Source organism: Microbacterium sp. ACRRU (assembly GCF_022346945.1).
Taxonomy (GTDB): domain Bacteria; phylum Actinomycetota; class Actinomycetes; order Actinomycetales; family Microbacteriaceae; genus Microbacterium; species Microbacterium mcarthurae.
The window spans coordinates 36,665-63,545 of sequence record NZ_JAKRNI010000010.1 but is presented as its reverse complement, the minus strand read 5'-3'; the positions used below and the strand labels follow the sequence as shown (position 1 = coordinate 63,545).

The 26,881-nt window shown below is 70.0% G+C and carries 23 protein-coding genes and 2 tRNA genes; 13 read left to right on the top strand and 12 right to left on the bottom strand.

The genetic code is table 11. From position 1 onward, the window contains the following. Nucleotides 1-118 precede the first annotated feature (118 nt). Nucleotides 119-1,921, top strand: coding sequence for a glycosyl transferase (locus MHY30_RS07340; protein ID WP_239276215.1), 1,803 nt, complete (start codon nt 119-121; stop codon nt 1,919-1,921). After that, nucleotides 1,918-2,865 carry a tetratricopeptide repeat protein gene (locus MHY30_RS07335; protein WP_239276214.1) on the top strand — a complete coding sequence of 316 codons (948 nt, stop codon included), beginning with the start codon at nt 1,918-1,920 and terminating at the stop codon, nt 2,863-2,865. The genes MHY30_RS07340 and MHY30_RS07335 overlap by 4 nt, the downstream gene beginning before the upstream one ends. Before the next feature lie 57 nt (nt 2,866-2,922). On the opposite strand, the gene glgB is transcribed toward MHY30_RS07335, so the two are convergent. The 3 genes from glgB to glgX form a co-directional block, all read right to left on the bottom strand. Next, complete coding sequence (glgB, locus tag MHY30_RS07330) at nt 2,923-5,061, bottom strand: 1,4-alpha-glucan branching protein GlgB (protein ID WP_239276213.1); 2,139 nt, start codon at nt 5,059-5,061, stop codon at nt 2,923-2,925. Beyond that, entirely contained in the window at nt 5,058-7,025 is a 1,968-nt protein-coding gene (locus MHY30_RS07325; RefSeq protein WP_239276243.1) for a maltotransferase domain-containing protein, read from the bottom strand. The genes glgB and MHY30_RS07325 overlap by 4 nt, the downstream gene beginning before the upstream one ends. 201 nt (nt 7,026-7,226) lie before the next feature. Continuing rightward, nucleotides 7,227-9,317: a glycogen debranching protein GlgX gene (glgX, locus tag MHY30_RS07320; protein ID WP_239276212.1), complete on the bottom strand. Its 2,091-nt coding sequence runs from the start codon at nt 9,315-9,317 to the stop codon at nt 7,227-7,229. A 46-nt stretch (nt 9,318-9,363) separates the two neighbouring features. Between glgX and MHY30_RS07315 the strand changes: the two genes are divergently transcribed. From MHY30_RS07315 to ligA, 3 genes are all read left to right on the top strand, one after another. Continuing rightward, complete coding sequence (locus MHY30_RS07315) at nt 9,364-10,548, top strand: cysteine desulfurase family protein (protein ID WP_239276211.1); 1,185 nt, start codon at nt 9,364-9,366, stop codon at nt 10,546-10,548. 9 nt (nt 10,549-10,557) lie between these two features. Then, complete coding sequence (gene mnmA, locus MHY30_RS07310; RefSeq protein WP_275438187.1) at nt 10,558-11,655, top strand: tRNA 2-thiouridine(34) synthase MnmA; 1,098 nt, start codon at nt 10,558-10,560, stop codon at nt 11,653-11,655. Nucleotides 11,656-11,736: 81 nt separating this feature from the next. Beyond that, on the top strand, nt 11,737-14,145 hold the full coding sequence (gene ligA / locus MHY30_RS07305; protein WP_239276210.1) for an NAD-dependent DNA ligase LigA: 2,409 nt from the start codon (nt 11,737-11,739) through the stop codon (nt 14,143-14,145). A gap of 52 nt (nt 14,146-14,197) precedes the next feature. On the opposite strand, the gene MHY30_RS07300 is transcribed toward ligA, so the two are convergent. Together MHY30_RS07300 and MHY30_RS07295 are read right to left on the bottom strand one after the other, a co-directional pair. Then, on the bottom strand, nt 14,198-14,677 hold the full coding sequence (locus tag MHY30_RS07300; protein WP_239276209.1) for a hypothetical protein: 480 nt from the start codon (nt 14,675-14,677) through the stop codon (nt 14,198-14,200). Between the two features lie 123 nt (nt 14,678-14,800). Next, nucleotides 14,801-16,489, bottom strand: a complete 1,689-nt coding sequence (locus tag MHY30_RS07295) for a long-chain-fatty-acid--CoA ligase (RefSeq protein ID WP_239276208.1) — start codon at nt 16,487-16,489, stop codon at nt 14,801-14,803. 60 nt (nt 16,490-16,549) lie between these two features. Between MHY30_RS07295 and gatC the strand changes: the two genes are divergently transcribed. The 6 genes from gatC to MHY30_RS07265 all read left to right on the top strand — a co-directional run bounded on the left by gatC (nt 16,550) and on the right by MHY30_RS07265 (nt 22,207). Continuing rightward, nucleotides 16,550-16,849: an Asp-tRNA(Asn)/Glu-tRNA(Gln) amidotransferase subunit GatC gene (gatC, locus tag MHY30_RS07290; RefSeq protein WP_239276207.1), complete on the top strand. Its 300-nt coding sequence runs from the start codon at nt 16,550-16,552 to the stop codon at nt 16,847-16,849. Then, nucleotides 16,846-18,366: an Asp-tRNA(Asn)/Glu-tRNA(Gln) amidotransferase subunit GatA gene (gatA, locus tag MHY30_RS07285; protein ID WP_239276206.1), complete on the top strand. Its 1,521-nt coding sequence runs from the start codon at nt 16,846-16,848 to the stop codon at nt 18,364-18,366. The genes gatC and gatA overlap by 4 nt, the downstream gene beginning before the upstream one ends. Then, a complete protein-coding gene (gene gatB / locus MHY30_RS07280; protein ID WP_239276205.1) occupies nt 18,366-19,883 on the top strand; it encodes an Asp-tRNA(Asn)/Glu-tRNA(Gln) amidotransferase subunit GatB in 1,518 nt (505 codons plus the stop codon). The genes gatA and gatB overlap by 1 nt, the downstream gene beginning before the upstream one ends. A gap of 115 nt (nt 19,884-19,998) precedes the next feature. Further along, nucleotides 19,999-21,255: a DNA polymerase IV gene (dinB, locus tag MHY30_RS07275; RefSeq protein ID WP_239276241.1), complete on the top strand. Its 1,257-nt coding sequence runs from the start codon at nt 19,999-20,001 to the stop codon at nt 21,253-21,255. A 63-nt stretch (nt 21,256-21,318) separates the two neighbouring features. Then, a complete protein-coding gene (locus MHY30_RS07270) occupies nt 21,319-21,639 on the top strand; it encodes a hypothetical protein (protein WP_239276204.1) in 321 nt (106 codons plus the stop codon). Then, nucleotides 21,614-22,207 (top strand): hypothetical protein, encoded by a 594-nt coding sequence (locus MHY30_RS07265; protein WP_239276203.1) that lies wholly within the window; start codon nt 21,614-21,616, stop codon nt 22,205-22,207. The genes MHY30_RS07270 and MHY30_RS07265 overlap by 26 nt, the downstream gene beginning before the upstream one ends. Nucleotides 22,208-22,237: 30 nt before the next feature. Here MHY30_RS07265 and MHY30_RS07260 read toward each other — a convergent pair whose 3' ends face one another. The 6 genes from MHY30_RS07260 to MHY30_RS07235 all read right to left on the bottom strand — a co-directional run bounded on the left by MHY30_RS07260 (nt 22,238) and on the right by MHY30_RS07235 (nt 24,384). After that, nucleotides 22,238-22,744 (bottom strand): DUF2017 family protein, encoded by a 507-nt coding sequence (locus tag MHY30_RS07260; RefSeq protein ID WP_239276202.1) that lies wholly within the window; start codon nt 22,742-22,744, stop codon nt 22,238-22,240. After that, the gene (gene clpS, locus MHY30_RS07255) at nt 22,741-23,034 is read right to left on the bottom strand and encodes an ATP-dependent Clp protease adapter ClpS (RefSeq protein ID WP_239276240.1); all 294 of its coding nucleotides are present in this window, start codon (nt 23,032-23,034) and stop codon (nt 22,741-22,743) included. Before clpS ends, MHY30_RS07260 begins: the two co-directional genes overlap by 4 nt. Beyond that, nucleotides 23,034-23,411 carry a metallopeptidase family protein gene (locus tag MHY30_RS07250; protein WP_239276201.1) on the bottom strand — a complete coding sequence of 126 codons (378 nt, stop codon included), beginning with the start codon at nt 23,409-23,411 and terminating at the stop codon, nt 23,034-23,036. Before MHY30_RS07250 ends, clpS begins: the two co-directional genes overlap by 1 nt. Nucleotides 23,412-23,535: 124 nt before the next feature. After that, nucleotides 23,536-23,611: transfer RNA gene (locus MHY30_RS07245), tRNA-His, on the bottom strand. A 36-nt stretch (nt 23,612-23,647) separates the two neighbouring features. After that, a complete protein-coding gene (gene orn / locus MHY30_RS07240; RefSeq protein WP_239276200.1) occupies nt 23,648-24,274 on the bottom strand; it encodes an oligoribonuclease in 627 nt (208 codons plus the stop codon). A 34-nt stretch (nt 24,275-24,308) separates the two neighbouring features. Next, nucleotides 24,309-24,384 (bottom strand) — tRNA-Arg (locus MHY30_RS07235). 102 nt (nt 24,385-24,486) lie between these two features. Between MHY30_RS07235 and MHY30_RS07230 the strand changes: the two genes are divergently transcribed. Then, the gene (locus MHY30_RS07230; protein WP_239276199.1) at nt 24,487-24,696 is read left to right on the top strand and encodes a methyltransferase; all 210 of its coding nucleotides are present in this window, start codon (nt 24,487-24,489) and stop codon (nt 24,694-24,696) included. Between the two features lie 74 nt (nt 24,697-24,770). Here MHY30_RS07230 and MHY30_RS07225 read toward each other — a convergent pair whose 3' ends face one another. Continuing rightward, entirely contained in the window at nt 24,771-25,379 is a 609-nt protein-coding gene (locus MHY30_RS07225; protein WP_239276198.1) for a YitT family protein, read from the bottom strand. 61 nt (nt 25,380-25,440) lie between these two features. Here MHY30_RS07225 and MHY30_RS07220 point away from each other — a divergent pair, with 61 nt between their 5' ends. Continuing rightward, on the top strand, nt 25,441-26,859 hold the full coding sequence (locus MHY30_RS07220; RefSeq protein ID WP_239276197.1) for a PLP-dependent aminotransferase family protein: 1,419 nt from the start codon (nt 25,441-25,443) through the stop codon (nt 26,857-26,859). The last annotated feature ends 22 nt before the right edge of the window (nt 26,860-26,881 follow it).

Here is a 26,881-nt window from a genome sequence, read left to right as displayed (position 1 = left end):
CGCATCGTGTCCGGATGGGACCGCCGTGCCTCGCCGCGAACTTTCAGCCGGCCTCGGCTAGTCTGAAACGTCGATTCTTCGGTGGCCGCCCGAGTCGCCGGTGGGGATGGTGTGTAGCGTGAGATTCGTCTGGGCCGTGGTGGCGTTCGTCATCGCCGCCGCCATGATCGGCGCGGGCATCGCTCAGCGCACCGTCTTCCAAGGACCGTCCGAGGCGACCGAGTCGATTCAGACGGACGGCGCGACGGCGTACACGCTCATCGATGGGGCCGTGCTCGGAAGCCTCCCCGGCGCGCAGTCTCTGCGGGTCGAGGGCGACGGCGAGGTCTTCGTCTCGTATGGCCGCACCACCGACATGCAGGCGTGGCTCGCCGACGTCCCCTACACCGCGGTGACCCTCGGCGCCGAGGACGCCGTGCAAACCGCCCTCGTGCCCGCCTCGGCCGACACCGCCGCCACCGAGGCGGCGGGCACGCGCACACCCGTCGGCTCGGACCTCTGGCTCGACGAGTACCAGCAGACCAGTTCGCTCAGCACGACCCTGCAGCTTCCCGCGGACATGAGCGTCCTCGTCGCGAGCGACGGCATCGCACCCGCGCCCTCCAACATCACCGTCACCTGGCCGATCGACAACGCGACGCCGTGGGCAGGACCCCTGATCGCGGGCGGCGCCATCGCCCTCCTCGCCGGCATCGTGCTGTACATCCTCGGCATCCGGCACGTCCGCCGTTCGCGGCGCCCCCGGCGCAAGGGACTGCCGCTTCCCGTGACCGAGCCGATCTCGATCGCCGACGCCGATGCGGCGGAGAAGGGCGTGATCAGCGCGTCGCCCGCCCGCCGAGGCCGCGGAGCTCTCGGTCCCGGGCGCCGGGCGCTCGTCGCCGTGCCGGCGCTCGGGCTCTCTGCGGCTCTGTTCGCGGGCTGCTCGGCGGACGCGTGGCCGCAGTTCGGCGCCAGCGAGACGCCGAGTCCGACACCGTCAGTCATCGTGCCCGAGGGGCAGTTCCCGCCTGCCGTGACGGAGAACCAGGCCGAACGCATCGTCTCGCGCATCGCGACGACCGTCGCGGAGGCCGATTCGTCGTTGGATGCCGCTGTGGCCGAGACGCGACTCGCAGGCCCCGCCCTCGCTGAGCGACAGACCAATTACACGCTTCGTGCGGCGCTGCCGGATCGGCCCGCGCTCCCCGCGATCCCGGCCGAGCCGGCGCAGATCATCCTGCCGCAGACGACCGGCACGTGGCCGCGCACGGTGATGATGGTCGTCGAGTCTGCCGAGACAGACGCGCCGACAACCTCCATCATGATGATGACGCAGGAAGACCCGTGGGCGGATTACCGGGTCTCGTTCATCGGCAACCTGGAGGCCTCCACCAATCTTCCGGAGTTGGCCGCGCCCTACGTCGGCGCGACGCAGGTGCCGCCGGACTCCTCCTTCCTCGTGATGCCTCCGGACCAGGTCGCCGCGGCTTACGCCGACCTCATCAACAACGGGCAGAACAGTCCGTCCTGGGGAGCGTTCGACACCGCAAACGACCTGCTCCTGCCGGCGATCGAAGACAACAAGCGCAAGCGCACCGACGAGCTCAACCAGACGGGGCAAGGCACGGCCGAGATCAGCTTCTCCGCGACCGCGGGACCCGCGGAGCCGATCGCCCTGGCGACCCTGGACACGGGCGCGATCGTCGCCGTCAACGTCTACGAGAGCGACACCGCCAAGCCCACCAACGCGGATGCCGTCATCAAGCTCGACAACAACCCCGCGGTGAAGGCACTCACCGGTGTCGACCAGTCGGCGACCGGCTTCACCACCACCTATACCGACCAGATCTTCTTCTACGTGCCCAGCCAGGGATCGGATGACAAGATCCGGCTCCTCGGCTACCGTTCCAGCCTCCTCGAAGCGAAGGTGTCCCCGTGAGCACTCCCACCCCCGGTTCCGTCCTGCGCGGCGCGGTCGATCTGTCGTCGTTGCGCAACCGTCCGCAGCCTCCGGCCGCGACGGGCGAGGCTTCGGCGCCGACCGACTCTGGCGCATCCTCCTCGTCGCTCGTCTTCGACGTCACGGACGCGTCGTTCGGGCAGGTGCTGGAACTCTCGCGCAGTGTTCCCGTCGTGGTCGACCTGTGGGCCGAGTGGTGCGGTCCGTGCAAGCAGCTCAGCCCGGTGCTCGAGAAGGTCGTCGTCGAGCTCGCCGGCAAGGTCGTACTCGCCAAGGTCGATGTCGACGCCAATCCGCAGCTCGCGCAGGGCTTCCGTGCGCAGTCCATCCCGATGGTGGTCGCGCTCGTCGCCGGGCAACCGGTGCCGCTGTTCACCGGCGCTGTGCCGGAGCAGCAGGTGCGCGAGGTGTTCGCGCAGCTCCTCCAGCTCGCGGCCCAGCATGGCGTGACCGGAACGGTCCCCGTCGAGGGCGCCGAGCAGCCGGCGGACGAGCCGGCGGAGCAGCCCCTGCCGCCGCTCCACGCGGAGGCGTTCGCCGCGATCGAGGAGGGCGACTACCCTCGCGCGATCGCGGCCTACGAGCGTGCTCTCGCGGAGAACCCCCGCGATGCCGACGCGCGCGCGGGCCTGGGCCAGGTCCGCTTGCTCGACCGTGTGCAGGGCGTCGATCTCCACGCCGCCCGGGCCGCGGCAGCGGCGGCCCCGACCGACCCGGACGCGCAGTTCGTGGTGGCCGACCTCGACGTCGCGGGTGGGCACGTGGACGACGCTTTCGAGCGACTGCTCGACCTCTTCGCGGCTCTGCCGTCGGACGAGCGTGCCCCCGTCCGGGAGCGGCTTCTCGAGCTGTTCGGTCTCGTCGGCGACGAGGACGCTCGGGTGATCCGCGCGCGATCGCGCCTGGCATCCCTGCTCTTCTGATCCCTGGATTGACGAAGGCCCCGTCCGCGGACGGGGCCTTCGTGGTTCACCGGGTCGTCAGCCGGCGCGGTGGTGCAGCCAGAGCACGCCGAGCGGCGGGACGGTCAGGACGGCGCTTCCGCGCGCGTCGGTCGTGACGGAGCCGAGGTTGCCCTGCCCCGATCCACCGAAGGCCGCCGCGTCGCTGTTCAGCACCTCGGTCCATGTGCCGGCCTCGGGCAGATCCAGGGGGAAGTCGCCGAGCGGAACGCCCGAGAAGTTGCACACGACGGCAATCGTGTTGCCGTGATGGTCGCGCCGGGCGAAGGCCAGAACATTCGGGTTCCACGCCGGGGCGCCCAAGCGCGAGAACGCCGCGCCGTCATGGTCGCGCGACCACAGCGGAGCGTGCTCGCGGTAGACACGGTTGAGCTCCGCGACGAAAGAGTGCAGCTGTGCATGCGACGGTTGGTCGAGCATCCACCAGTCCAGGCCGCGCGACTCGGACCACTCGGACATCTGCCCGAACTCCTGCCCCATGAACAGCAGCTGCTTGCCCGGGTGCCCCCACATGTAGGCGAGGAAGGCGCGCATGTTCGCCAGCTTCTGCCAATGGTCGCCCGGCATGCGTCCGAACAGGCTGCCCTTGCCGTGGACGACCTCGTCGTGGCTGATCGGGAGGATGAAGTTCTCGCTGAACGCATAGACGAAGGAGAACGACAGTTCGCCTTCGTGGTGCGAGCGGAACATGGGATCGCGCCCGATGTACTGCAGCGAGTCGTTCATCCAGCCCATGTTCCACTTGAAGCCGAAGCCCAGACCCGCGTGCGCAGTGGGCGCGGTCACGCCGGGGAAGCTGGTGGACTCCTCGGCGATCATCGCGATGCCGGGGTAGCGCTTGTAGGCGGTGGCGTTGACCTCCTGGAGGAAGCGGATCGCCTCGAGATTCTCGCGACCGCCGAACTGGTTCGGCGCCCACTCGCCCTCGTTGCGGGAGTAGTCCAGGTAGAGCATGGATGCCACGGCATCCACACGCAGTCCGTCGACGTGGAACTCCTCGAACCAGTACAGCGCGTTGGCGACGAGGAAGTTGCGCACCTCGTTGCGGCCGTAGTCGAAGATGAGCGTTCCCCAGTCCTTGTGCTCGCCGCGTCGCGGGTCGGGGTGCTCGTAGAGCGCCTCGCCGTCGAAACGGGCGAGGGCGAAGTCGTCCTTGGGGAAGTGGCCGGGAACCCAGTCCATGATCACGCCGATCCCGGCCTGGTGGAGGCGGTCGATCAGGTACCGCAGGTCGTCGGGGTCGCCGAACCGACTGGTCGGCGCGTAGTAGCCCGACACCTGGTATCCCCACGAGCCGCCGAACGGGTGCTCCGCGAGGGGGAGGAATTCCACGTGGGTGAATCCCTGCGCCGTCACGTACTCGATGATCTCGTCGGCCGCGTCGCGGTAGGACAGCCCGGGGCGCCACGAACCGAGGTGCAATTCGTAGATCGACATGGGCCGGTCGATCGGGGCCGTGCGCGAACGCTCGTCGACCCACGCATCGTCGCCCCAGTGGTAGTCCGATTCGGTCACGACCGACGCGGTGGCGGGGGGCGTCTCCGCCAGTCGGGCCATGGGATCGGCCTTCTGGATCCACGCTCCCGCGCGCGTGAGGATCTCGAACTTGTAGCGGGCGCCGACATCGACACCGGGGAGGAAGAGTTCCCAGACACCGCTGCCGCCCATCGAGCGCATGGCGCTGCCGCTGCCGTCCCACCCGTTGAAGTCGCCGATCACGCGAACCGCGCGGGCATCCGGCGCCCATACGGTGAACGCCGTTCCCGTCGAGCCGTCGAGCTCGCGGAGGTGGGCGCCGAGAACGCGCCACAACTCTTCGTGGCGTCCCTCCGAGATCAGGTGCAGGTCGAGTTCGCCGAGTGAGGGCACGTGGCGGTAGGGGTCGTCGGCGACGTGTTCGCCACCGCCGTCGTAGGTGGCGCGCACGCGGTAGGACCCGGGGGCTGCGGTGTGCACGGCCTCCCAGATGCCCGCGCGGGTGTGGCTCAGCTCGACCGTCGAGCCGTCCGCGAGCTCGGCGACGACCTCCCGTGCGAGGGGGCGCCGGGTACGGATGACCCAGCCGTCGGCGCTCTGGTGCACGCCGAGCACGCTGTGAGGGTCGTGGTGAGCGCCGTGGGCGACGGCATCCAGGAGTTCGGGGGGAAGAGAGGTCATCGCGACTCCTTCACGTGCAGGATGTGCACGGGTTCGGCGAATGCGTCCAAGCGCACGAAGTTGTGGTCGGCCCAGGTCCAGACCTGGCCGGTGATGAGGTCTTCGACCTCGTAGGAAGCGCCCGGCTCGACGCCCCAGATCGTGGTGTCGAGGTGCACGGTCGTCTCGCGCGTCGAGTGCGGGTCGACGTTCGCGACCACGACGATCGTGTCTGCCACGCCGGTGGGCGAGAGCGCCGCGTCCAGGTGCTTGGCGTACACGAGGATGGCGTCGTCGTCGCTCCACTGCACGTGGAGGTTCCGCAGCTGTCGCAACGCCGGGTGATCGCGCCGGATCTCGTTGAGTCGTCGCAGATACGGGGCGAGCGAGTCACCGGCCGCTTCCGCGCCGGTCCAATCGCGGAACTTGTACTCGTACTTCTCGTTGTCGATGTTCTCTTCCGAGCCGGGACGGGCGACGTTCTCGTAGAGCTCGTAGCCGGCGTACACGCCGTAGGTGGGGGCCGCGGTCGCCGCGAGAGCGGCGCGGATCTTGTACGCGGGTCGCCCGCCGAACTGCAGGTACTCGGTCAGGATGTCGGGGGTGTTGACGAAGAGATTCGGCCGCAGGAAGTCGGCCGTCTCGTGGGCGAGACCGTCGAGGAACTCCGCGAGCTCTTCCTTCGTGTTGCGCCACGTGAAGTAGGTGTAGCTCTGCTGGAAGCCGGCCATCGCGAGCCCCTGCAGAGGAGCCGGACGGGTGAAGGCCTCGGCCAGAAACACCACGTCGGGGTCTTCGGCGCTGACGGTCGCGATCAGCCACTCCCAGAACTGCAGGGGCTTGGTGTGCGGGTTGTCGACGCGGAAGATGTGGACGCCCTGCGCGATCCAGTGCCGCACGATGCGCAGCACCTCCGCCCGGATGCCTTCCGGATCGTTGTCGAAGTTGACCGGGTAGATGTCCTGGTACTTCTTCGGGGGGTTCTCGGCGAAGGCGATCGACCCGTCCGGGAGCGTGGTGAACCACTCGGGGTGCTCGGTGACCCAGGGGTGGTCGGGTGAGGCCTGCAGTGCGAGGTCGAGGGCCACCTCGATGCCGTTCGTGCGCGCCGCCTCGACGAACGCGCGGAAGTCCTCGAGCGTCCCGAGATCGGGGTGCACGGTGTCGTGTCCACCCGCGGGGCCCCCGATCGCCCACGGGGAGCCGGGGTCGCCGGGGGAGGTGACGAGGGTGTTGTTGGGTCCTTTGCGGTTGCGTTCGCCGATCGGGTGGATGGGCGGGAGGTAGAGCACGTCGAAGCCCATTCCCGCGACACCGGGGAGCCGGTCGATCGCCGTGCGGAACGTGCCGCTGACGACGGTGCCGTCGTCGGCGCGGGACGCCCCCTCGGAACGGGGGAAGAACTCGTACCAGGCTCCGACACCGGCGCGCTCGCGCTCGACGAGGAGCTCGGCATCCTTGCCGGCCGAGACGAGCCCCATCACCGGACGGTCGGCGAACAAGGCGGCGATGTCGGGGTCGCGGACGACTGCCAGAGCGACGTCGTCGTGCGTGTCGGGGTCGCGGAGCGTGCGCGCGGCCGCGTACAAGAGATCCTTGTCGCTCGCGGGGCGCTTCTTCTCTCCGCGGGCACGGTCGAAGAGCTGCGCGCCCATCTCGCGCATCAGGGCCGCGTCGACGCCGGCAGCGATCTTGACGTCGGCCGCGTGCTTCCACGTCGCGAAGTCATCGGCGAAGGCTTCGAACCGGAACCGCCACACGCCCTGCTCGAGCGGAGCGATCAGAGTCGACCAGCGGTCGAACCCGTCGTTGAGAGGCGACAGGCGGTGCAGGGATTCGTCGCCCGAGGGCGAGAAGAGCCGCACGTGCACGCCGATGCGATCGTGCCCCTCGCGGAAGGCGGTCACCGTGAACGGGACGGCCTCACCGACGAACGCGGACGGACGGAAGCGACCGCCGGGAACCTGCGGGTGGGGGAGCGCCATCGGGATGCGCGGCGTCACCACCCCACGGGAGGGCGTCGGTTTGATCGGACGCACCGGGATCGAGGCGGCGCTGCGCCAGGGGAGAACGGGCGAAGGGGTCGTCGTCGTGGTGGCCACCGTCCGAACCTATCGTGGGCGGACGGGGTTCCCGCAGGGCTTGCCCGGGGCCTTGACAGGACGCTCCGCGTGAACGACGGCGCCTCAGCCGCCCGGTTCGACGCGGAAGAGACGCATCGAGGTCCCCGAGAGCGCGACCGTGTCACCGGGCGAGAAACGGGGCGAGTCGTCGGAGGGCGCCTCGTCCGCGCTGGACCACAGCTCCACATACTCGCCCTCGTCCTCGAGGGCCGGCAGCGTCACATCGACCGGGCTCTCGTTTCCGTGCACGATGAGCAGGATCCGGTTGAGCTCCTCGTGCTCGGGTGTGGACGTCGCCAGATACTGCAGCGTCCGGTGCGAGGGATTGGTCCACCGTTCGCTCGACATGGTCGCGCCGTTCTCGTCGAACCACTCCATGACCGAGGCGGACGGGATGCGTTCGCCGAGACGGGCGAAACGGACGGGGCGCAACGCCGGGTTCTCTCGGCGCAGGGCCAGCAGTCGGCGGGTGTGGGCGAGGAGGTCGTGCTGCCAGGGCGCGAGATCCCAGGAGAGCCAGGTCAGCGGCGAGTCATGGCAGTACGCGTTGTTGTTGCCGCGCTGCGTGCGGCCCATCTCGTCGCCGGCGGTGATCATCGGCACGCCCGCCGAGAGCAGCAGAGTCCCCATCAGGTTGCGCATCGCCTTCCGGCGCGTGGCGAGGATGCCGGGGTCGTCGGTCTTGCCCTCGGCGCCGTGGTTGTACGACCGGTTCGTCTCGGCGCCGTCGCGGTTCTGTTCGCCGTTGCCGAAGTTGTGCTTGACGTCGTACGAGACCAGGTCGCGCAGAGTGAACCCGTCGTGCGCGGTGACGAAGTTGACGCTCGCGAGCGGGCCGCGCTCATCGGAGAAGGTGTTCGACGACCCCGCCAAGCGGGTGGCGAAGCCCCCGATGCCGACCGGGGCGGTGCTGGCGCGGCGGGCGTAGTCGACATCGCTCAGCCAGAAGTTGCGCACGCGATCGCGGTAGCGGTCGTTCCACTCGTGCCATCCCTCACCGAAGCTGCCGGTCTGCCAGCCCCCCATCCCGATGTCCCACGGCTCGGCGATCAGCTTGACGTCCGACAGCGCGTCGTCGTCGCGGATCGCGCGCAGCAGCGGGTGATCCGGGGTGAAGGAGTGGGTCGCGTCGCGACCGAGTGTCACGGCGAGGTCGAACCGGAACCCGTCGACCTGCACGTCGTTCGCCCAGTACCGCAGCGAGTCCAGGACGAGGCGAGCCGCGGCATCCGTGGCGGTGTTGACGGCGTTGCCGCAGCCGGTCTCGTCGATGTAGACGCCGTCGTCGGTCTGACGGTAGTAGGAGCGGTTGTCGATCCCGCGCAGACTCGTGCGGGGCCCGCCGATCCCCTCCTCCGCGGTGTGGTTGTAGACGACGTCGAGGATCACCTCGAGGCCCGCTTCGTGCAACAGCTTCACCATGCCCTTGAACTCCCGAAGGACCGCCTCCGGTCCCTCAGCCCGGCTCGCGGCCGTCGCGTAGGGGGCGTGGGGTGTGAAGAAGTTGACGGAGTTGTACCCCCAGTAGTTGCTCAGTCCGAGCTGCAGCAGCCGGGGTTCTGTGGCGAACGCGTGGACCGGCAGGAGCTCCACGCTCGTCACGCCCAGAGAGAGGAGATGCTCGATCATGGCGGGGTGCGCGAGCCCGGCGTACGTTCCGTGCAGCGCCGGCGGGACCAGCGGATGCCGCTTGGTCAGGCCCTTCACGTGTCCCTCGTAGATGACCGTGCGGTCCATCGGGATCCGCGGCTTGCCGACTCCACCCCAGTCGAAGGACCCGTCGATGACGACCGATCGCCAGTCGCCGAACCCGCCCGAGACGAGCCCGCGGGAGTACGGCTCGATAAGGAGGGAGGCGGGGTTGAAGGTGTTCCCCGGGCCGTGCGGCCCACCGACCCGGATCGCGTAGCGTGCGCCCGGGCGGAGCAGTGGCGTGGATGCCTCGAACACGCCGCCGCCGGTGGGGGTCATGGGCAGGGTCTCGACGGCCCAGTCCAGGTCGACGTCGTCGAAGACCACGAGCTGCATGGTGTCGGCGTGGGCCGACCAGACCCGCAGAGTCCCGCCGTCGGGGCCCAGCCGCACGCCGAGGTCGTCGAGAGTCGACGTGAGCAGGGCAGGGCGCGAGGACGCGGCCGCTTCGGGTGGGACCATGCGTCCTAGGGTAGTGAAGGACATATCCGGGACGCGGGGAGGGTGCATGACCGTCTATCTCGATCATGCGGCCACGACTCCGCTTCGACCCGAAGCACGGGACGCCTGGCTCGCCGCCCATGAGGTGCTCGGCAATCCCTCGTCCATCCACGGTGCCGGGCAGTCGGCGCGGCGACTCCTCGAAGATGCACGCGAACGTCTGGCCGAGGTGCTGGGATGTCAGCCCATCGAGGTCGTCCTCACCTCCGGGGGCACAGAGGCGACGAATCTGGCGCTCAAGGGGTTGTGGTGGTCTCGCTCCGACTCGGCGGAAGCCCTCGTGCTGCCGGACGGCGAGCACCACGCCACGCTCGACACCGTGGGCTGGCTGACCGCTCACGCGGGCGCCGCGGTGCGCCCCGTCGGACTCGACGCGCTCGGCCGCATCCCGATCGACGACTTCTCGGCCGCGCTTTCCGGATCCGCGCTCGCTACGGCGCTGGTGGCCAACAACGAGGTCGGCACGGTGCAGGATGCCGCCGGCCTGGCGCACGCCGCGGCCGAGGCGAGTGTGCCGCTGCATCTCGACGCGGTGTCGGCGCTCGGGCACATCGACGTCGACTTCGCGGCGTGGCGAGGATCGGTATCCTCTTCCTCGGGCCTGGTGGCGCTGTCGGTGTCGGCCCACAAGGTCGGGGGACCGGTCGGTGTCGGCGCGGCGGTGGTGTCACGCCATGCGCGCATGACACCGCTCCTCCATGGGGGCGGCCAGCAGCGCGGACTGCGCGCGGGCACGCAAGACGTCGCGGGGGCGGCCGCGTTCGCGGCGGCGGCCACGGCCGCGGAGGCTCAGCGCGAGCGCGAGGCCGCGCGGCTGCGCGCGCTGCAGGAGCGGCTGGTGCACGGCATCCTGACTTCGATCCCGATGGCGCGACTGCTGGGCGATCCCGAGGACCGGCTCCCGGGCAACGCGCACATCCTGTTCCCGGATGCCGCGGGCGAGACGCTGCTGTTCCTGCTGGACATGGCGGGGATCGCGGTGTCCACCGGGTCGGCGTGCCAGGCGGGGGTCGCCGAGCCGTCGCACGTCGTCCTCGCCCTCGGGCTCGATGACCGCGCCGCGCGTTCGGTGCTGCGCTTCTCGCTCGGGCACACCTCCACGGAGGCGGACATCGAGGCGGTTCTGGCCGCCCTCCCGTCGGCGTACGAACGGGCCGTGGCATCCGGTGCCCGTTCAGCGAGCGCTTCGTAGACTGGGACGATGCGAGTTCTTGCGGCGATGAGCGGTGGCGTCGACTCCGCAGTGGCCGCGGCGCGCGCGGTCGAGGCGGGGCACGACGTCGTCGGGGTGCACCTGGCCCTTTCGCGCGCGGGCGGCACGCTGCGCGCGGGAAGCCGCGGGTGCTGCACCATCGAGGACGCGATGGACGCCCGGCGGGCGGCCGACAAACTCGGCATCCCCTTCTACGTATGGGACTTCTCGGAGCGGTTCCGAGACGACGTGATCGAGGACTTCGTGTCCGAGTACCGCGCCGGTCGCACGCCGAACCCGTGCATGCGGTGCAACGAGAAGATCAAGTTCGCCGCTCTCCTGGAGCGGGCGCTCGAGCTCGGCTTCGACGCCGTCTGCACGGGGCACTACGCCACGCTCGTGGACACTCCCGCGGGGCGTGAGCTGCACCGGGCCTCCGATGCCGCGAAGGACCAGTCGTACGTGCTCGGGGTGCTCACGGCCGCGCAGCTCGCGCACACGTACTTCCCGCTCGGATCGACCCCGTCCAAGGCCGTCGTCCGTGCCGAGGCGGAGGAGCGCGGTTTGTCGGTCGCGCAGAAGCCCGACAGCCACGACATCTGCTTCATCCCGGACGGCGACACGCGAGGCTGGCTGGCCGACCGCGTGGGCGCGGAGACCGGCGAGATCCTCGACCGCTCCGGCGCCGTCGTCGGTCGTCACGAAGGGGCCCACGCGTTCACCGTCGGGCAGCGCCGCGGTCTTCAGCTCGGCGTGCCCGCGCCGGACGGCAAGCCGCGCTTCGTCCTCGAGGTGCGCCCGGTGAACAACACGGTGGTCGTCGGTCCGAAGGAGGCGCTGGCGTGCGCCGAGATCGCCGGGGATCGTTTCACCTGGGCCGGTCGTGCCCCCGAGGCATCCGAATTCTCCTGTCACGCGCAGATCCGCGCGCACGCCGACCCGGTCCCCGCCACCGCGACTGTGCAGGACGGCGTGCTCACGGTGCGTCCCGATGAGCCCTTCGACGGCGTGGCGCCGGGGCAGACGGCCGTCCTCTACGACGGCACCCGGGTCATCGGGCAGTTCACGATCGCGCGTACGGTGTCGGCGGTTCCGGTCGACGCCTGACGACCGTCGGTCCGCGCGTCTCCGGCGGAGGCGCCTCGCAACCCCGCGGGCGATGTCGGAGCCGCTCCCTAAGCTGGGGAGGTGACCGAGCACGACCAGCTTCCCGACGTGTCCCTCGATGAAGCGCGCACCGAGGCCGCGGATCTGACGCAGCGCATCGTCGACGCGCGCGACGCTTATTACGGGCGCGATGCCGAGCTGGTCGACGACGCGACGTACGACTCCTGGATGCATCGGCTCGAGGCTCTCGAGCGGCTCTACCCCGAGCTCCAGGGCCAGGACAGCCCGACGCTCTCGGTCGGCGCCGCCGAGGCGACCGATCTGGTGACCATCGAGCACGCCGAGCGGATGCTGAGCCTCGACAACGTCTTCTCCCCGGAAGAGCTGCGTGAGTGGGCCGTCAAGACCGAGGCGGCGGCGGGTCGTCCGGTGCACTGGTTGAGCGAGCTCAAGATCGACGGTCTGGCCATCAGCCTGCGGTACGAGAACGGCGTGCTCACCTCGGCGGCCACCCGTGGTGATGGCCGGGTGGGCGAGATCGTGACCGAGAACGCGCTGCGGGTCGCGGGGGTCCCGCGGGAGCTCGACGGTGAGGGGCACCCCGCGCTCGTCGAGGTGCGCGGCGAGGTGTTCATCCCGGTCGCGGCGTTCGAGAACCTCAATCGCCTGCAGGGCGAGTACCGTGATCGGGCGGTCGCCGAGGCGCGGGAGCGCGCGAACGCCCGCCGGGGAGGGGCCAAGGCTTTCGACGAGGAGAAAGCCGAACAGGCCGCCGCCCGCCGCTTTCCGGCGTTCGCCAATCCTCGGAACGCTGCCAGCGGCGGGCTCCGGCAGCAGATCGAGAAGAAGTCGGGGCTCGAGCTCGAGGCCGGTCGCGCGCGCATCGCGTCCCTCGCGCTGTACGTGCACGGGATCGGCGCCTGGCCCGACCCGCCGGTGGCCGCGCAGAGCGAGGTCTACGACCTGCTGAAGTCGTGGGGCCTTCCCACCTCGCCGTACAGCCGCGTCGAGTCGACGGTCGAGGGTGTCCTCGACTTCGTGGCGCACTACGGCGATCACCGGCACGACGTCGAGCACGAGATCGACGGTGTCGTGGTCAAGGTCGACGAGCTCTCGCTCCACGATGAGCTCGGTGCCACCAGTCGCGCTCCGCGCTGGGCCATCGCCTACAAGTACCCGCCCGAGCAGGTGAACACCCGCCTCCTCGACATCGTCGTGTCGGTCGGGCGGACAGGGCGTGCTACTCCCTTCGCCGTGATGGAGCCCGCTCGGGTCGCCGGCAGCGTCGTGCGGCAGGCGACCCTTCACAACCAGGACGTCGTCAAGGTCAAGGGCGTGCTCATCGGCGACACGGTCGTGCTGCGCAAGGCCGGTGACGTGATTCCCGAGGTGCTCGGCCCCGTCGTCGAGTTGCGCGACGGAACGGAACGCGCGTTCGTCATGCCGACGGAATGCCCCGAGTGCGGCACGCCGCTGCGCCCCGCGAAAGAGGGCGACATCGATCTGCGCTGCCCGAACGCGAGATCATGCCCGGCGCAGGTGCGCGGACGGGTCGAGCACATCGGTTCGCGCGGCGCTCTCGACATCGAAGCGCTCGGCGAAGTGACCGCCGCCGCGTTGACCCAGCCCGATGTGCCGGCCGAGCCGCCGCTCGACACCGAGGCGGGACTGTTCGATCTCACGGTCGAGCAGCTCGTCCCCATCGAGGTCGTGGTGCGCGACGCTGAGACGGGCGAGCGGAAGATCGACGAGAAGACCGGCGACGAGGTGCGACGGGCGCCGTTCCAGAAGCTCGGGGCCGCGACGTATCCGCCCGGGACGGAAGAGCTCGACCTCACCGAGCGACGCCGTCGCGGAATCCGCAAGGACTACCGTCCGGTGCTTCCGTCCGAGCAGGCGATCAAGCTCGTCGCCGAACTCGAGAAGGCGAAGACGAAAGACCTCTGGCGGCTGCTCGTCTCGCTGAACATCCGGCACGTCGGCCCCGTGGCCGCTCGCGCCCTCGCGCAGTGGTTCGGTTCGTTGGATGCCATCCGCCAGGCCTCCCGCGAAGAGCTCGCCGCCGTCGAGGGGGTCGGCGGGATCATCGCCGACGCCGTCATCGATTGGTTCGAGGTCGACTGGCACCGCGAGATCGTGGAACGCTGGACAGCCGCGGGGGTGCGCTTCTCCATCCCCGGCCATCCCGGCCCGGGCGCGGCAGCCGCAGCAGGCGGCGTGCTGGCGGGCGTCACGGTGGTGGCCACGGGATCGCTCGAGGGCTACACCCGGGAGGGCGCGCAGGAGGCGATCATCCAGGCCGGCGGCAAGGCGGCCTCGAGCGTGTCCAAGAAGACGGACTTCGTCGCCGCCGGGCCCGGTGCCGGATCGAAGCTCGCGAAGGCGGAAGAGCTCGGCATCCGGATCCTGGATGCCGCGCAGTTCCACGTCCTCGTCACCCAGGGGCCTGCCGCTCTCGGTCCGGTTGAGGACGCGGCCGCGGACGGATGACGACGAGCGGGGCGAGGCCGAAGCCCCGCCCCGCTCGTCGGTCGATCCGGTGTCAGCCCTCGCAGGCCTCGCCCGCGGCAGTGAAGCTGTCCTGCAGCGCGGTGACCTGCGGGCCCAGCTCGCTGGCCTTGTTCGGATCGGCGGCGACCTCCTGGAGGAACGTCGAGTAAGTGCGAAGCGTGTCGCTCGCGTTCTGCGCGAGAGGTGCGATCTCTTCGTTCGTGATGCCCGAGAAGTCGTTCTGCACCTTCGTCGCGAGTTCTTCGAACGTGGCGAGGGCGGCCTGCGGGTCTGAGGAGCTGATCGTGCTGCTCGCTTGGGACACGTCCGTGAAGGATGCGCGGATGATCTCGCACGCGTCGTCCTTCGACTGCTCCGTGACGGTCGCGGTCGCCGCCGGTGAGCTCGCCGCCGCCTGACTCGGCGCGGCGCTGTCGTCGGCGCTCGTGGACGAGCCCGCTCCGGAACAGCCCGCGAGCGCGAGGAGCGTCGCGGCAGCGACCAGAGCGAAGGGTGTGCGGGTGGTCTTCATGTGGTGCCCCCAGGGTTCTGTCGGGGCCCGGTACGGCCCCGCGATCAACGTATCGAGGGCGCGGCGCCGCTCGCCGAAACGCTTCCCCCCTTGCGCGGGAGGGGCGCGATGGGGCAGGGGAGGTCACTCGGCGAGGAGACGTTCCTTCACCTGACGTCGAAGGACTTTGCCGATGAGCGATTTGGGGAGTTCATCGACGACGACGACGCGACGCGGCACTTTGTACGGGGTCAGGATGCCGCGAGCGAACGCGCGCACCTCGTCCGGGTCGACGGTCGACCCCTCGGCGGCGACCACCGCGGCCACGACCTCCTCGCCGGAATGATCGCTGGGCACACCGACCACCGCGACATCGGCGACGGACGGGTGCTGCCGCAGCACGTTCTCGACCTCGGTGGGTGCCACGTTGAAGCCGCCGGTGATGATCAGTTCTTTGATGCGGTCGACGATACGGACGAAACCGTCCTCATCGATCGTGACGATGTCGCCGGTCCGGAACCAGCCGTCCACGAACACCGCTTCGGTCTCTTCGGGTTTGCCGTAGTAGCCGGAGAAGACCTGCGGGCCGCGGACGACCAGCTCGCCGCGCCCTCCGGGCTCGACGTCGGAGTGCGGGTCGTCGGGGTCGACGACGCGGCACTCGGTGCCCGGCAGGGGGAGTCCGACGGTCCCCGGCACGCGGTTCTCCGCGACGGGGTTGGCCATGAGCACCGGGGAGCACTCGCTCAAGCCGTAGCCCTCGACGAGGTAACCACCGGTGGCCTTCTCGAACGGCACCACCAGGTCGTGGGGGAGTGCCATGGCGCCCGAGATGGCGATGTCGGTGCCGGCGAGCGAGACGCCCTGCGCCTCGGCGGCCGCGAGCAGACGTTCCGCGATCGGCGGCACGAGCGGCAGGAACGTCGCGGGATGCCGCTTCGTGACCGCGAGGACGAGGTCGGGGTCGAACTTGGGGAACAGCACGAGGCGCGCCCCCATCGACATCGCGAAGGTGAGGCATAGGGTCAGGCCGTACGCGTGGAACATCGGCAGCACCGCGTAGACCACGCAGCCCTCCCCGCGCACGATGGAGGGCACCCAGGCCCGGGCTTGCGCCGCATTGGCGAGCAGGTTCGCGTGTGTCAGCATCGCGCCCTTGGGGGTGCCCGTCGTGCCGCTGGTGTACTGGATGATCGCCAGGTCGGCGGTCGACGGGCGCGGATGCGCATCCGGCAGCGGGTCGTGGCGGACGAGTTCGGCCCACGGTGTGGCATCCGTGGTCTTCTCCGTGAGCGCGGCGCGCGCCTCGCGGGCCTTGGCGATGGGGAGGCGGAGAGCGAGGCGCATGCGCACCGGCATGGCCCGGGTCACATCGACCGACACGAGGGTGTTCACGCGGAGGTCGGCGGGGAACTCCTGCACGGTCTTCACGACCTTGCTCCACACGATCGCGTGCTTCGCTCCGTGGTCTTCAAACTGTTTGCGCAGCTCGCGCGGGGTGTAGAGCGGGTTGTGCTCCACGACGACGGCCCCGAGCCGCAGCACGGCGTAGAAGGCGACGATGTGCTGCGGGCAGTTGGGCAGCACGATCGCCACCGGGTCTCCGGCGCGTACCCCGTGCGCGGTCAGGGCGGCCGCGACCCGTGAGACCTCCGACGACAGCTGGGCATAAGTGGTCTCGCGGCCGAAGAACTCCAGGGCGGGGGCATCGGGGTAATCCCGTGTCGAGGCGTCGAGGATGTCGACGAGCGATCCCGTCTGCGGGTCGAGATCCTCCGGTACTCCGGCGGCGTAGCTGGCGGTCCAGGGGCGAGGCGGGTCGAAGCTCGTCACCGTTCCAGCGTAGGGCGGGGCCGGTCTCGGCGCGCGGTGGGCGCGAACTAGACTTGCCGGGTGTCTGAAATCACCCCTGAACTCGTGCGCCATCTCGGTGTGCTCGCTCGGATCCAGTTGAGCGACGAAGAGGTGCAGAGCCTCACCGGGCAGCTGGATGCCATCGTCGACAACATCGCGAAGGTGTCCGAGGTGGCCACGCCCGACGTCGTCGCGACGAGCCACCCGATCCCGCTGCAGAATGTCTTTCGCCCCGACGTCGTGGGCGACACGCTCACGCGCGACCAGGCGCTGCAGAACGCGCCCGATCAGGCCGACGGACGGTTCCGCGTCACCGCGATCCTGGGGGAGGAGCAGTGACCGATCTCACGCGCCTGAGCGCCGCCGACCTCGCCGTCGCACTGACGTCGAAGGAGGTGTCGAGCGTCGAAGCGACGCGCGCGCACCTCGACCGCATCGCCGCCGTCGACGGTGACGTGCACGCCTATCTCCACGTCAGCGACCACGCTCTCGAGGTCGCGGCCGACATCGACCGGCGTCGCGCCGCGGGCGACGAGCTCGGCGAGCTCGCGGGCGTGCCGCTGGCCGTCAAGGACGTGCTGGTCACGACCGACATGCCCTCCACGAGCGGATCAAAGATCCTCGAGGGGTACATGTCGCCGTACGACGCCACCGTCGTCGCACGGTCTCGTGCCGCGGGTCTCGTTCCCCTCGGCAAGACCAACATGGACGAGTTCGCCATGGGGTCCTCGACGGAGTTCTCCGCCTACGGCCCGACCCGCAACCCGTGGGACCTCGATCGCATCCCGGGCGGCTCGGGCGGAGGGTCGGCCGCGGCCGTCGCCGCCTTCGAGGCGCCCCTCGCCCTCGGTTCCGACACCGGCGGCTCGATCCGCCAGCCAGCGCACGTCACCGGGACCGTGGGGGTCAAGCCCACCTACGGCGGAGTGAGCCGGTACGGCGCGATCGCCCTGGCATCCAGCCTCGATCAGGTCGGTCCGGTCACCCGCACCGTGCTCGACGCGGGTCTGCTGCACGACGTGATCGGCGGGCACGACCCCCACGACTCCACCTCGCTCGCCGACGCGTGGCCGTCGTTCGCCGCGGCCGCGCGCGAGGGGGCCACCGGGCAGGTGCTGAAGGGTCTCAAGGTCGGCGTCATCCGCGAGCTCGACGACAGCGGCTTCCAGAAGGGCGTGTCCGCGTCCTTCCGTGCAGCGCTGGCGGCGATGGAGGCGCAGGGTGCCGAGATCGTCGAGGTCAGCGCCCCGCACTTCGAGTACGGCGTCGCGGCCTACTACCTGATCCTTCCGGCCGAGGCATCCAGCAACCTCGCCAAGTTCGACTCGGTGCGGTTCGGTCTCCGGGTCACCCCGCAGGGCACGCCGACGGTCGAGAACGTCATGGCCGCCACGCGCGACGCGGGCTTCGGACCCGAGGTGAAGCGTCGCATCATCCTCGGTACCTACGCCCTGTCGGCCGGCTACTACGACGCCTACTACGGCAGCGCGCAGAAGGTTCGCACGCTCATCCAGCAGGACTTCGACGCGGCGTTCGCCGAGGTCGACGTCATCGCGACCCCCTCGGCGCCGACCACCGCGTTCCGCCTGGGCGAGAAGATCGACGACCCGCTGCAGATGTACCTCAACGACGTCACGACGATCCCGGCGAACCTGGCCGGCGTGCCCGGCATCTCGGTCCCGAGCGGCCTCGTCGAAGAGGACGGGCTGCCGGTCGGCATCCAGTTCCTCGCTCCCGCGCGTGAGGACGCGCGCCTGTACCGCGTCGGTGCGGCGCTCGAGGCGCTGCTCGTCGACCAGTGGGGCGGTCCTCTTCTCGACCGAGCCCCCTCTCTCACGAACGGAGCGACGCGCTAGTGGCCAAGGACGCGCTGATGGACTTCGACGAGGCGCTCGAGCTGTTCGAGCCGGTCCTCGGGTTCGAGGTCCACGTCGAACTGAACACCGCGACGAAGATGTTCTCCGCCGCACCCAACCCGGCCAACGAGGCGAACCACGGCGCCGAGCCGAACACGCTCGTCGCCCCGGTCGACATGGGTCTGCCGGGCGCACTTCCCGTCGTGAACGAAGAGGCGATCCGATCCTCGATCAGCCTGGGTCTCGCGCTCGGCTGCTCGATCGCCCCGTCAAGCCGTTTTGCACGAAAAAACTACTTCTACCCCGACCTCGGCAAGAACTATCAGATCTCGCAGTACGACGAGCCCATCGCGTTCGAGGGTTCCGTCGAGGTCGAGCTGGAGGACGGCACGATCGTCACCGTGCCGATCGAGCGCGCGCACATGGAAGAAGACGCCGGCAAGCTCACGCACATGGGCGGGTCCACGGGCCGCATCCAGGGAGCCGAGTACTCGCTGGTCGACTACAACCGTGCCGGCGTGCCTCTCGTCGAGATCGTGACGAAGCCGATCTTCGGCGCGGAGCACTCGGCTCCGGCGTTGGCGAAGGCCTACGTTGCGACCATCCGTGACATCGTGCGCGCCCTCGGTATCTCCGAGGCGCGGCTCGAGCGCGGCAACCTCCGGTGCGACGCGAACGTCTCGCTGCGTCCGCGCGGTCAGGAGAAGCTCGGCACGCGGACCGAGACGAAGAACGTCAACTCCATGCGCTCGGTCGAACGCGCGGTGCGGTACGAGATCCAGCGGCAGGCCGCGATCCTGGCCGCGGGCGGGACGATCACGCAAGAGACGCGTCACTGGCACGAGGACACGGGGCGCACGTCGCCGGGCCGTCCGAAGTCGGATGCCGACGACTACCGCTACTTCCCCGAGCCGGATCTGCTGCCCGTCGTCCCCGCGGCGGAGCTGATCGAGGAGCTGCGCGCTGCTCTGCCCGAGCCGCCGGCCGCACGTCGTCGCCGGCTCAAGGCCGACTGGGGCTTCGCCGACATCGACTTCCAGGGCGTCGTCAACGCCGGCCTCCTGGACGAGGTCGAAGCCACCGTCGCCGCGGGTGCGACGCCGGCCGCCGCGCGCAAGTGGTGGATGAGCGAGATCAGCCGCATCGCCAACGCCGAGGAGCGTGAGCCCGCCGAGCTGGTCAGCCCCGAGAACGTCGCGGCGCTGCAGAAGCTCGTCGATGCGGGCACGCTCACCGACAAGCTCGCGCGCCAGGTGCTCGAGGGCGTCATCGCCGGTGAGGGAACGCCGCAGGAGGTCGTCGACGCCCGCGGTCTCGCGGTCGTCTCCGACGACGGTGCCCTGATCGCGGCGATCGACGACGCCCTGGCCGCGCAGCCCGACGTCCTGGCGAAGATCCGCGACGGCAAGGTGCAGGCCGCCGGCGCGGTCATCGGCGCGGTGATGAAGGCGATGAAGGGCCAGGCCGACGCCGCGCGCGTGCGCGAGCTCGTGCTGGAGCGCGCCGCCGCTCAGTAAGGCTCCGGATGCCACGGCTCCCCGGTTCGGATGACCGGGGGCCGTGGCATCCGTCGTTCCGGGCGTCGTGGGGCCGTCCACCTCGATGTCGGAGGCCCGGGGGAGAATGGATGCCATGGGACGCGGAGACGGCACGGGGCGCATCGTCTCGCCGCCCGGCGCCGATGACACGGGGACGGGAATCCTGCACGTCGACATGGATGCGTTCTTCGCCTCCGTCGCCGTCCTGGACGATCCGTCCCTGGCGGGCAAGCCGCTCATCATCGGGGGATCCCAGGGTCGGGGAGTCGTGTCCAGCGCGTCGTATGAGGCGCGCCGCTACGGCGTCAAGTCAGCGATGCCCGTCGCGATCGCCCTGCGCCTGTGTCCCACCGCGATCGTGGTGAACCCGCCCTATTCGCGGTACACCGAGATGTCACGTCAGGTCATGGCGATCTTCGACGAGATCACGCCGCTGGTCGAACCGCTCTCGATCGATGAGGCGTTCCTCGATGTGCGCGGCGCCCGGCGGCTGTGGGGGAGCCCCGGGAAGATCGCCCGCGATCTTCGCGTGCGCGTGAAAGAGCGTACGGGTCTCACCTGCAGCGTCGGGGTCGCCGCGACGAAGCACGTGGCGAAGATGGCGTCGACCATCTCCAAGCCCGATGGCCTGCTCATCGTCGCCGAGGCCGACACCGAAGCGTTTCTGCGACCCCGATCGGTACGCGCTCTGTGGGGCGTCGGGCCCAAGGCCGCCGAGGCTCTCGAATCGCGCGGCATCCGGCTCATCTCCGATGTCCTCGACACGCCGGGCCCCGTGCTCGAGCAGGTGCTCGGGCCGGCGATGGGTCAGCGGATCTGGCATCTCGCCCGCGGCATCGACGCCCGCGAGGTGCACACCGGACGCGCCGAGAAGAGCGTCGGACACGAAGAGACGTTCCACACCGACATCTCCGACACCGCCACCCTGCACGTCGAACTGCGCCGGCTCGCCGATCGGGTCGGGGCACGCCTGCGTCAACAGCACTTCGAGGCGTCGACGATCTCGATCAAGGTCCGCTTCAGTGACTTCACGACCCTGAGCCGTTCCCGCACGCTTCCCGAGCCGACGTCGGTGGGGCAGCGCATCGGCGATGCAGCGATCGAGCTGTTCGACGGGATCGATCGCCGGCAGGCGGTGCGTCTCGTCGGCGTCCGGGGCGAGAAGCTGCGGCCGGCGACGGCCGCCGCGACGCTGTGGGATGACGATGCGGAGTGGCGTCGCGTCGAGGGCGCTCTGGACGGCGCGACCGCACGGTTCGGACGGGGGGCCGTCACACGCGGATCGCTCCTGGGCCCCGCGCGCGGCGGCGGGGCTCTCCCGACGAATCCGCGCCCCTCCTACGAGCACTGACACGGACGCCGTCGGCGCGCAACACCCCTGGGCGCCGCTACGACAGCCGGGTACGGTGGCACCATGCCCAACATCGCATTGGAACTCGGCCAGCAGTCCACGAACTTTGGCGTCACCGCCGCCTACGGGGAACAGCAGGACGTGGGCGGGATCCGTCTCGTCCCCGTCGCCCTGACCTGGGCCGGCTACGGTGGCGGCTCCGACGAGCAGGGCAACGGCGGTGGGGGAGGCGGAGGCTACTCGGTTCCGCTCGGTGCGTACATCCGCCGGGGAGATGACCTGCGGTTCGAGCCGAACGTCGTGTCGTTCCTGGCGGTCGCCATCCCGTTCGTGTGGGTGGCCGGTCGCGCCCTCAGCCGTGTCATCCGCGCCCTCAAGAAGTAGCGCCGACCCCCTCGACGACGCCCTGACCGCGGGGCTCGGGACTGTCCTGTCGAGCATCGCGGCGGTCGGAGCGACGAACCCCGCGGTTCTCATCGACGGGCGCAGCGGCGCAGGCAAGACCTCGCTGGCGCGTCGTCTCGCCGCCGCGTGGCCGATCCCGGGGCGGGTGCAGCTCGTCGCGCTCGACGACCTCTACCCGGGATGGGACGGCCTCGCCGCGGGCGCGGACTATGCGCGCGAGAACATCCTCGTGCCGCACGCCAAGGGGCTGGTCGGGGTGTGGCAACGCTGGGATTGGGAGCGGGACGAACGCGCGGAGGCCCACGCGGTGGACCCGTCGCTGCCGCTCATCGTGGAGGGCGCGGGAGTATTGACCCCCGAGGCCGCGCGCCTGGCCGATGTGCGGGTGTGGGTCGACGCGCCGGATTCCGCCCGGCGCGACCGTGCGTTGCGCCGTGACGGCGACACCTATCGACCGCACTGGGACCGCTGGGCGGCGCAGGAAGACGCACACCTCGCCGTCCACGCCCCCCGCGACCTGGCATCCGTCGTCGTCCGCCTTCCGTGACGGCGTGACGCGGCCCCCCGGCCGATGCCGTCAGCGTGTCGCGGGAGGGTCGTCGAGGCGTCGGTCGAGGGCCGCGACCAGTCCGTCCAGGCGGTAGCCGATCCAGTCGTAGATTCCGAAGCGCGCGTCGCCGGGGCGGTGCTCGTCGTCGTCCTGGATGCCGAGTCGTGTGGCGAGGACGAGACGCACCGCCGAGAGGGTCCGCATCCACGCGCGTGCCTCGCTCTCGCCGAGAGCGACGGCGATCGTGGAGTCCGGGTCGCTGGCCGGGTCGAGCTCTGCACCGTCCATGCCGAGGGTGTGGAGCACGGTGCGGGCGTCCTCTGCGCGGCGATCCAGCATGTCGGCGCCGGTGAGCCGGCGGAACTCGCGGCTCGCGGCCTCATCGTCGGGGTAGGCGTCGGGCATCAGCCGGGCCACGGCGGGGTCGTCCTCCCGGCCGGCGTCGACGACGAGGTCGCGGAACTGGCCGACGATGCCCGCGAGGTGCAGGGCCTCGAGGCCGCTCACCTCGAGCACGACGATGCGGTCGTTCATGTCGGGTCCTTTCGCACGGTGGCCCACAGGCCGAAGTCGTGCATCGCCTGCGCGTGGGCCTCCATGAGTTCGCGTGGACCGCGCGCCACGACGGCGTGTCCATCGTGGTGCACCGACAGCATGAGGCGGTGGGCGGTGGCCGCGTCGAAGCCGAAGTACGTGCGGAAGACGTGCACGACGTAGCTCATGAGGTTGACGGGGTCGTTCCAGACCACCGTCTGCCATCCGACCGGCGGGCCGACCTCGATCTCGGTCGCCTCATCGATGTCAGGGGATGCCAGACCCGCCATCACGCCCAACCCAGTTCGTGCAGTCGCGCGTCGTCGATGCCGTAGAAGTGCGCGATCTCGTGTACGAGCGTCGTGTGGATCTCGTCACGGAGCTCGTCCTCGTCGGCGCACGCGGCGAGGTGCGGCTCCCGGTACAGGATGATGCGGTCGGGGAGTTCCCCCGAACCGTAGCGCTCCCGTTCCGTCAGAGCCCACCCGTCGTAGAGGCCGAGGAGGTCGAGCGACCCGTCCTCCGGCCGGTCCTCGACCACGAAGATGACGTTGTCGAGTCCCTCGACCATGTCATCGGGCAGCCGGTCGAGTTCGCTGACGACGAGAGCCTCGAACGCCGCGGCGTCGAGATCGAGCCGCGCGTGCTCTTCGACGTCGTCGTGCATGGGGTCTCCCGCTCCTGTGGACGGCGGTGAGGGATGCCATCCGCCCGTCCGCTCGATTCTATGAGCCGTCGGCGGGCTGTGGCCGGAACCACGAAGGCCCGCCGGGGAGGCGGGCCTTCGGATGTGGGGTGGCTAACGGGACTTGAACCCGCGACCCCCGCGACCACAACGCGGTGCTCTACCAACTGAGCTATAGCCACCATGTGTCTGCCGCAGCGGACAACTGAACGATTATGTCATACGTCCCGCGCGAACGACGAAACGACCGACGACGCGGCATCCTTCGCCTCGTCGCTGGTGGGTCCGGGCTCGGCGACGAACACCGCCTTGCGGTAGTAGGCGAGTTCTCGGATCGACTCGAGGATGTCGGCGAGGGCTCGGTGTCCGCCGTTCTTGGCGGGGGCGTTGAAATAGGCACGCGGGTACCAGCGGCGCGAGAGCTCCTTGATGCTCGACACGTCGACATTGCGATAGTGCAGCCAGCGGTCGACGCGCGGCATGTACTTCGCGAGGAACATGCGGTCGGTTCCGATCGTGTTGCCGGCGAGCGGAGCCTTGCCCTCGAGGGGCGCGAACCGCTGGATGTACTCGAGAGCCTGGAACTCGGCGTCCGCCAGGCTCACCCCGTTCGGAATCTCGTCGAGCAGACCCGAGGAGCGGTGCATCTCGGTGACGAAGTCACCCATGTTCGCCAGCGCCGACGCATCGGGCTTGATGACGACCTGGAAGCCGGGGTCGAGGACGTTCAGCTCGAAATCGGTGACGACGACGGCGATCTCGACGAGCTCATCGACCGCGAGGTCGAGACCCGTCATCTCGCAGTCGATCCACACGAGCCGGTCGTTCTCAGAGGCGCTTACCATCCCGTCATCCTACTGACGGGTCTGTGCGGCGAGTTGGTCCCCCAGGCACGATTCGAACGTGCGACCGGCGGATTAGAAGGCCGCTGCTCTATCCACTGAGCTACTGGGGGTCGTCCTCCAGGATATCGGTGCCCGTCGACGCCGCGCGCGACCCCCTGGCGACCCCGCGCGGGTGGGCGTACTCTCCCGCCAGGTCGAACGAGAGGAGCACCATGTCCGAAACGACCACTCGACGCCTCTGGGTCGCGTACGGTCCGAGCGGCGTCGTGGGAAAGATCCAGAAGGATGCCGAGGGCTACGCGGTCCACATGGCCGGAAAGGACGAGCGACTCGGCGTGTATCCGACGATGGAGATCGCCAAGAGCGCCCTGCACTGGCATCTCAAGCCGGGCAGTGAGCGACCGGAGTTCCGGGAGCACTGACGCGGCGATCGCCGTCGGCCCGCACCGCGATGATGCGGTGCGGGCCGACGTGCGAACGGTCGGCCGGGCTCGCGTCACACGCGTGCCACGGAGCGCGGCGCGGGTGGGGATATCGGCGCGGCCAGCAGGGGAAGCGCCAGGTGAACGAGCGGGCCGATACCCAGGGCGAACACGACGGTGCCCACGCCGACCGTGCCGCCCAGCAGCCACCCCGCGACCAGCACGGTGCCCTCGACGGAGAGTCGGCACGACCAGATGGGCCAGCCGAATCGCGCGTGGAGTCCGGTCATCAGGCCGTCGCGCGGTCCCGGGCCGAAGTGTGCGCCGATGTAGAGACCGGATGCCACGGCCACGGTGACGACGCCGGCCACGAGCATCGCAGCCTGCCACACCAGGTGCGTCGGCTGCGGCAGCACGCCCAGCGCGAGCTGCATGGTCGTGCCGACGAGCAGGATGTTCGCGACCGTGCCGACGCCCGGTCGCTGATGCAACGGAATCCACAACAGCAGGACCGCGAGACCGACGATGTTCGTGATCCACCCGATCCCGACACCGGTGACGCGCGAGAGTCCCTCGGCGAAGACGGTCCACGGGTCGACGCCGAGCCCGGCCGCGACCGTCAGGGCGCAGCCGAAGCCATACAGAGCCAGGCCGATGAGGAGACGGGAGATCCGGGACAACACATCAGAATCCAATCACGAGATTGGTCTTCAATCACCGGTCCAATTATCCTATGGTGGCCCCATGGACTCCCGGATCTCCGCCCGCGCCCTGGCCGAAGCGCTCGGCGGGTGGCGTGGTCGAGGGCCCGCCTATGAAGCGCTGGCCGATGGCATCCGTCTCCTGTGCCTCGACAATCGGATCGCGCCACGAACCGCCCTCCCCGCGGAGAGGGAGCTCGCGTCGGCCCTCGGGCTCAGCCGCACGACCGTCGCCGCCACCTACCGCAGCCTTCGCGACACCGGACACATCGAGAGCCTGCGCGGCAGCGGAAGCATCACGCTCCCGCTGCGGCGTACCGACCCCGGCGCAGGGGAGCGCCGAGACGGCGTGATCGACCTGCAGCAGGCCAGTCCCGCGGCGTGGCCGGGGCTCCCCGCGGTCATGGCGGAGGTGGCGGAGGACGCGGCGGCCCTCGTGGCACGGACGGGGTACGACGTCGTCGGCGACCCGGTGCTGCGCGACACGATCGCACAGCACTACCGCGAGCGAGGGCTCGCGACGAGCGCCGATCAGATCCTCGTGACCACAGGAGCGCAAAGCGCCCTTCACCTCGTGGCATCCGTGCTGCTCTCACGAGCGGACCGCGTCCTGATCGAGACACCGACGTATCCCCACGGTGCGGACGCGTTCCGCGCCGTCGGAGCCCGACTCGTGGGGGTGCCGGTGTCACCGAGTGACGGCTGGGACCTCGACCGCGCCGCGCAGACGTTCGGGCGGGTGCTGCCCGCGCTGGCCTACCTGATGCCCGAGTTCCACAACCCCACGGGGCGGACGATGACGGCGGCCGAGGTCAGTGCGTTCGTCGACGGGGCGCAGAGAGCGGGTACGTACCTCGTGCTGGACGAGACGACGGCCGGACTCGACATCGACCGTCCGTCGGAGGCGACCGCCTTCCCCGACCTGGACCGGATCGTGCGCGTGGGATCCCTGGGCAAGACCGTGTGGGGCGGACTCCGCGTCGGATGGGTGCGGGCGCATTCCGACGTGGTGCGCCGCCTCGCCAGTGGGCGGCCCGTGCACGACCTGGGGACCCCCGAGTTCGAGCAGTCGGTGGCCGCGCGCCTCGTCGGTCGTCTGGACGAGATCACGGCCCAGCGAGCGGATTTTCTGCGCCGTGGCCGCGACGCGGTGACGTCCGCGCTGGCGGCGACGTTCCCGGAGTGGGAGGTCCCGACCACGTACGGGGGAGTCTCCCTCTGGGTCGGGATCGGCGAGCCGGTGAGCACACCGCTCGTCATGAACGCCCGGGCACGGGGGCTCCTCCTCTCGGCGGGTTCCCGCTTCGCGGTGGAGGGGGGACACGACCGTCGCCTCCGCATCCCCTTCACCGCCGCGCCCCACACGCTCGAGCGTGCGGTCGAGGTGCTGCGCGCGTCGTGGGACGACGTGCGCGGAACGACCACCGGTGCGCCCCTCGACGACCTCGCGACCGTGGTCTGATCGGCGGTGCGGCTCCGGGCCT